The sequence below is a fragment of the Streptococcus sp. 1449 genome, assembly GCF_013276805.1.
GTDB classification, from domain to species: Bacteria; Bacillota; Bacilli; order Lactobacillales; family Streptococcaceae; genus Streptococcus; species Streptococcus pseudopneumoniae.
In genome coordinates this window covers 1-5,948 of record NZ_VMLS01000077.1, presented here as the reverse complement: position 1 = coordinate 5,948, position 5,948 = coordinate 1, and the positions used below count along the sequence as shown (strand labels likewise).

Sequence of the window (5,948 nt, the reverse complement as noted above, 5' to 3'; positions counted from 1 at the left end):
TCGATTTGACTGTCCCGATCTATTTGTCCTGTTCTTATTTCATTTTACTATATAATCCTTAGAAAACATATCGGACAAGCGGTTGAATTCCGTTCCGTCCATTAGTAGATAAAGGATTACTCCTTCTTGAAATGACAGATGAACTTGTTTCTTATAAAAATGTTGTCTGAAACTATTCGCTTTTTTCCAGAAGTTTTAGAGGAAGAAAACTTTATGAGGAAAAAGGAGTTACTCAAATAACAATTCAGGATTAAAAATAGACAGTTGAGGAGCGGAAGGTATAAATTAAGTTTGCTACTGTATAATGGATTTATCACTAATACTCTTCGAAAATCTCTTCAAACCACGTCAGCTTCGCCTTGCCGTAGATATAGTTACTGACTTCGTCAGTTCTATCCACAACCTCAAAACAGTGTTTTGAGCTGACTTCGTCAGTTTTATCTGCAACCTCAAAGCTGTACTTTGAGCAGTCTACGGCTAGCTTCCTAGTTTGCTCTTTGATTTTCATTGAGTATAAAAGTGCTCCAGGCCATATTTTACACAGCAATAGTCTTCTAAAAATGGACAAAAAACATTGTAAAGGCTATCAAAAAGGAGTATAATGAGTGCAAGAAATTTCGGAGGTGAAAGATGCTAGAAGTAAGAAGTCTAGAGAAAAGTTTTGGATCCAAGCAAGTTTTGTTTGGTATTGACTTTCAAGCGCGACCAGGTCGTATTTTGGGACTAGTCGGAAAAAATGGTGCTGGAAAAACAACGATTTTCCATAGTATTTTAAAATTCCTAGAATATCAGGGAGAAATCGGTCTGGATGGTCAGGATATTCGTCAGGAGACCTATGCTCGGATTGGTTATCTGCCTGAAGAACGCAGTCTCATGCCTAAATTGACAGTTCTTGAACAAGTTCGCTACTTGGCGACTCTAAAAGGCATGGATGCCAAAGAAGTCAAAGAAAAACTCCCTCAATGGATGAAGAGGTTGGAAGTAAAAGGAAAGCTGACAGATAAAATCAAGAGTCTGTCAAAAGGAAATCAGCAGAAGATTCAGCTCATTATTACTCTGATTCATGAACCAGACCTGATTATCTTGGATGAGCCTTTTAGTGGATTGGACCCAGTTAATACAGAATTGCTCAAACAAGTCATTTTTCAGGAAAAAGAGCGCGGAGCAACCATTATCTTTTCTGACCATGTCATGACCAATGTTGAGGAACTTTGTGACGATATTCTGATGATCCGAGATGGCCGTGTGGTCTTGCACGGACCAGTTCAGGATGTCCGCAATCAATACGGGAAAACGCGTCTCTTTGTTTCAAGTGAACGAAGCAAGGGAGAATTGGAAAACCTTCCTCATGTCAAACAGGTGAGCTTGACCAAACAAGGTAGTTGGAAATTGATCTTGGAGGATGAGAGTGCTGGTAGAGAACTCTTCCCAATCTTGACTCAAGGGCAATATATCGCAACCTTTGACCAACAAGCGCCAACTATCGATGAAATCTTTAAACTAGAATCAGGAGTGGAAGTATGAGAAATATGTGGGTTGTAATCAAGGAAACCTATCTTCGACATGTCAAGTCATGGAGTTTCTTCTTTATGGTGATTTCGCCGTTCCTCTTTTTAGGAATCTCTGTAGGAATTGGGCATATCCAAGGTTCTTCTATGGCTAAAAATGATAAAGTGGCAGTAGTGACAACAGTGCCATCTGTAGCAGAAGGACTGAAGAATGTAAATGGTGTTAATTTTGACTACAAAGACGAAGCAAGTGCCAAAGAAGCGATTAAAGATGAAAAATTAAAAGGCTATCTGACTATTGACCAAGAGGATAGTGTCTTGAAGGCAGTTTATCATGGCGAAACGTCGCTTGAAAATGGAATTAAATTTGCAGTTACAGATACACTCAATGAACTGCAAAATCAGCTTAATCGTTCAACTGCTTCCTTGTCTCAAGAGCAGGAAAAACGCTTAGCGCAGACAATTCAATTCACAGAAAAGATTGATGAAGCCAAGGAAAATAAAAAGTTTATTCAAACAATTGCAGCAGGCGCCTTAGGATTCTTTCTTTATATGATTCTGATTACCTATGCGGGTGTAACAGCTCAGGAAGTTGCCAGTGAAAAAGGCACCAAAATTATGGAAGTCGTCTTTTCTAGCATAAGGGCTAGTCACTATTTCTATGCGCGGATGATGGCTCTGTTTCTGGTGATTTTAACGCATATCGGGATTTATGTGGTAGGTGGTCTGGCAGCCATTCTACTCTTTAAAGATTTGCCATTCTTGGCTCAGTCTGGTATTTTGGATCACTTGGGAGATGCTTTCTCACTGAATACCTTGTTCTTTATTTTGGTCAGTCTCTTTATGTACGTCGTCTTGGCTGCCTTTCTAGGTTCTATGGTTTCTCGTCCTGAGGACTCAGGAAAAGCCTTGTCGCCTTTGATGATTTTGATTATGGGTGGTTTTTTTGGAGTGACAGCTCTAGGTGCAGCTGGTGACAATCTCATCTTGAAGATTGGTTCTTATATTCCCTTTATTTCGACCTTCTTTATGCCATTTAGAACTATTAATGGCTATGCAGGGGGAGTAGAAGCATGGATTTCACTTGCTATTACAGTGATTTTTGCGGTGGTAGCAACAGGATTTATCGGACGCATGTATGCCAGCCTAGTCCTTCAAACAGATGATTTAGGGATTTGGAAAACATTTAAACGTGCCTTATCTTATAAATAGAAGAGCCTCGCGAAAGCGAGGTTTTTTAGAGATAAAAAGAGTGGAATCACGAACCTAATTATGCACACATTATGTAAACAGGTTGCTTGAGAACTCAATTGTATAGTGAACTGAATCTGGAATAGGATAATATTGCTTCTAAAACATTCTTATAAATTGATTTGAATTCCAAAACCAGGGTGTGCAATTCTTATTTCCCATCACTTTATTTATTGATTATGATAGAACTCTTATCGGTCTGTAACAAAATTTCAATAATATAAAAACGCATCCTATCAGGACAACTTGATAGGATGCGTTTTTTGATTGTGAAGACTTTTCATCCAGCCTCTTTATGTGATAAAGTATCGTTAATATTCAATAAAAATCAGACTGGGAAGTTAGCGGAAGGCTCCTCGAAACATAGTTTTGAGGTTGAGGAACTGACCAAGTCAGTAACGTATACACACTAAGGATAAGCTGACGTGGTTTGAAGAGTATAAAAATCTGTTTCGTAAGCATCCAATAATAGGGTGTTTTGATAGTGTCATCATTTGGATAAGCATTATAGTATAGTGATATGAAATCAACTAAACTAAATAAGAAATATAGATTATCAAAACTCTTTGAAAAGATTGCATTAAATCTAAATAACATAGACGTCTTCAGCGTGTGCTGTTTCATCTTATGCGAAAATCTTATAAGGAGAGTATAGAAGATCTCGGTTGTAATCAACTAACTGATTGGAGAAATGTATAAATATGAGAAGTTAGACCCCCATGTCACTACCATAATGAGATTGCTCGAATTCCTTGCTTTTTATACTCAATGAAAATCAAAGAGCAAACTAGGAAACTAGCCGCAGGTTGCTCAAAACAGTGTTTTGAGGTTGTGGATAGAACTGACGAAGTCAGTAACCATACCTACGGCAAGGCGACGTTGACGCGGTTTGAAGAGATTTTCGAAGAGTATTAACTCAATATCAAACTAGCTACGATGGGGCTGACAAAGACATAGAGAATACCAGTGACACCGATAGCCAAACCACCCATGGCTCCTGCTACAGAGCCGTATCGGAAGGCTGTACCTGTTCCAACTGCATGGCCTGTTCCTCCAAGGGAAAGACCAACAGCTACTGGGTCGTCAATTTTCAACCACTTCAAAAGGGTTGGTCCGATGACACTGGTTAAAATCCCAGTTGCCACGACTACCACCAAGGTCACGGTCGTCAGACCTTGCAATTTTTCTGTGATTCCCACTGCCATGGCGGTTGTTACTGACTTGGGAAAGAGAGAAATGGCTAGGAAAAAGTCCATACCAAAGATTTTGGCCACAAGGGCTGTGAAAGAGGTATTGACAACTACTGCTAGCAGACTACCAAAGAGAATACTCCGAGCATGGTGCTTCATCAAATGAAAACTCTTGTAAAGCGGAATCCCCAAAGCCACTGTCGACGGGACAATCAAGTTGTTCAGATAAACCCCACCTTGGTAGTAATCTTGATAAGAAATACCCGTCACCTTAAGAAAAATAATGATAAAAATAGCCGACAAAAGCAGGGGCGTTGTCAATGGATGAGGAAAACGTCTGTAAATCAACATCCCCACTAGATAAGCTAGGATAGACAGGGCAAGCCCAAATAGGGGATTGGAAACAAATTCACTCATTTGGCATCTCCTTTCTCATAATCTCCCTCAAACCGTCGTTTGATAAACTGAACTACCAAGGCTATGAGGATAATATTGACAACTGCTGCAAAAAAGACAATCAAAACAATGGGTAGGAGATAGGGAGCAATCACATCAAACTTTTCCATGATTCCTACTGCTGGCGGCAAAAAGAGAATGGTCATATTGGCCAGCAAGAAATTCCCCACCATGTTGACATGCCTAGTTCTCAACCATTTGAATTGTAGGGATAGAAAGAGAATAATCAAGCCGATAATACTGCCTGGGATGGGCAAATGAAAGAAACTGGAAATCCCCTCTCCGATTAGAGAAATCACAAAGAGAATCATTAATTGAACATACAATTTCATCCTAAACTCCACGAAATAGACTTCTTGAATACCAGTTTACTCTTTTTTCAGAAAATTTCAAGGAAATGAACAAGGGATAATGAAAATTAAAGAACAAACTAGGAAGTCAGCTGCATGTTACTCAAAGTAAAGTGTTGGGTTTGTAGGTCAAACTGACATAGTTTGAAGCGATTTTCGAAGAATATTACTTTTCTTTGCTTAAGTGAATGACTTGGTCGTAGTTTTTTAAGTCCTCTTCTGTGTAGTGGTGAATGACTTCAATGACCGTTTGAGGTAGGGAGAAGAGCAAGTCGCTAATTTTTCTGCTATTTTCCGAGTCAAGATTGGCCTTAATCTCATCTGCTAAGATGAGTTGGCTATCATGGTAGAGGGCGCGAGCGATTTCTAGGCGTTGTTTCTCGCCACCAGACAGACTATCATTGCTGAGCGTTCGATTTTTCAAATGTTCTAAACCTGTTTTTTTGAGGATATGATTTAGCGTTTGCTTTTATCTAAAATACTTCATATAAAAATGTAAATTTTTGGGGGATATACAATTAAATGAAAATATCGTAATGACACAGATTGAAACAAAAAGCGAACAAAACAGAATTCATTGTTTCGATTCGCTTTTCGTATTATTATCTAGTTTTTTTGTAGCTCTGATAACATTTAGTCTGAGCATGTACACTAATAGCTGAAGGAATAAAATGTATACTTTAGATTATTTCCAAGCGCCACCGGTATCTACACAGTAACCACCAGGTGTATAGGTGTTGTGAAGCATCTTACCAGTTGAAGCAAGGTAATACCAAGATCCGCTATCTTTCACCCAGCCTGTTAACATAGCACCTGAGTCTTTTAGGTAATATAGTTGCTTAGTTTCAAACAAGCATGTTATAATAAAGCTATGGCATATAGTACAGATTTTAAACAGCGAGCATTAGATTACATCAAAGAGGGGCACAGCCATGTCGAGGCAGCCAAGGTTTTTGATGTCGGCGTCAGAACTCTCTTCACGTGGGAAAAGAACTTACGTGAACAAGGACACTTAGAGAGGAAAAAGCGAGTCGTCAAAAACCGAAAGATTCCTTTAGAGGAATTGAAATCCTTTGTAGAGGCTTATCCAGATGCTTTTTTACGGGAAATTGCGGCACATTTTGATTGTGCTGTCCCTTCAGTATGGGCAGCTTTAAAGCAGATGAAGGTCACTTCAAAAAAAGATGAAGAGC

Annotated in this window: 6 protein-coding genes and 4 pseudogenes; 5 read left to right on the top strand and 5 right to left on the bottom strand. The window is 39.1% G+C overall.

The annotated features are described in order from the left end of the window. Positions 1 to 316: 316 nt before the first annotated feature. Complete coding sequence (locus HT687_RS12075; RefSeq protein ID WP_000693429.1) at positions 317 to 508, bottom strand: hypothetical protein; 192 nt, start codon at positions 506 to 508, stop codon at positions 317 to 319. Positions 509 to 630: 122 nt separating this feature from the next. On the opposite strand from HT687_RS12075, the gene HT687_RS10635 reads away from it, so the two are divergent. The 4 genes and pseudogenes from HT687_RS10635 (at position 631) to HT687_RS12065 (ending at position 3,674) form a co-directional block, all read left to right on the top strand. Further along, complete coding sequence (locus HT687_RS10635; protein ID WP_000895295.1) at positions 631 to 1,524, top strand: ABC transporter ATP-binding protein; 894 nt, start codon at positions 631 to 633, stop codon at positions 1,522 to 1,524. Next, positions 1,521 to 2,720 (top strand): ABC transporter permease, encoded by a 1,200-nt coding sequence (locus HT687_RS10630; RefSeq protein WP_172924198.1) that lies wholly within the window; start codon positions 1,521 to 1,523, stop codon positions 2,718 to 2,720. Before HT687_RS10635 ends, HT687_RS10630 begins: the two co-directional genes overlap by 4 nt. A gap of 585 nt (positions 2,721 to 3,305) precedes the next feature. Beyond that, positions 3,306 to 3,455: pseudogene (locus HT687_RS12070) on the top strand (IS630 family transposase); the annotation flags it as partial. 72 nt (positions 3,456 to 3,527) lie between these two features. Then, complete coding sequence (locus HT687_RS12065) at positions 3,528 to 3,674, top strand: hypothetical protein (RefSeq protein ID WP_000693313.1); 147 nt, start codon at positions 3,528 to 3,530, stop codon at positions 3,672 to 3,674. Here HT687_RS12065 and HT687_RS10620 read toward each other — a convergent pair. From HT687_RS10620 to HT687_RS10605, 4 genes and pseudogenes are all read right to left on the bottom strand, one after another. Further along, a complete protein-coding gene (locus HT687_RS10620) occupies positions 3,671 to 4,366 on the bottom strand; it encodes an LrgB family protein (RefSeq protein ID WP_001288943.1) in 696 nt (231 codons plus the stop codon). The two genes, HT687_RS12065 and HT687_RS10620, sit on opposite strands and share 4 nt — an antisense overlap. Continuing rightward, positions 4,363 to 4,737 carry a CidA/LrgA family protein gene (locus tag HT687_RS10615; protein WP_000781328.1) on the bottom strand — a complete coding sequence of 125 codons (375 nt, stop codon included), beginning with the start codon at positions 4,735 to 4,737 and terminating at the stop codon, positions 4,363 to 4,365. The genes HT687_RS10620 and HT687_RS10615 overlap by 4 nt, the downstream gene beginning before the upstream one ends. Positions 4,738 to 4,921: 184 nt before the next feature. Then, positions 4,922 to 5,224: pseudogene (locus HT687_RS10610) on the bottom strand (ATP-binding cassette domain-containing protein); the annotation flags it as partial. Between the two features lie 216 nt (positions 5,225 to 5,440). Continuing rightward, positions 5,441 to 5,587: pseudogene (locus tag HT687_RS10605) on the bottom strand (choline-binding protein A); the annotation flags it as partial. Positions 5,588 to 5,626: 39 nt separating this feature from the next. On the opposite strand from HT687_RS10605, the pseudogene HT687_RS10600 reads away from it, so the two are divergent. Next, positions 5,627 to 5,948, top strand: a pseudogene (locus HT687_RS10600) (IS630 family transposase); the annotation flags it as partial.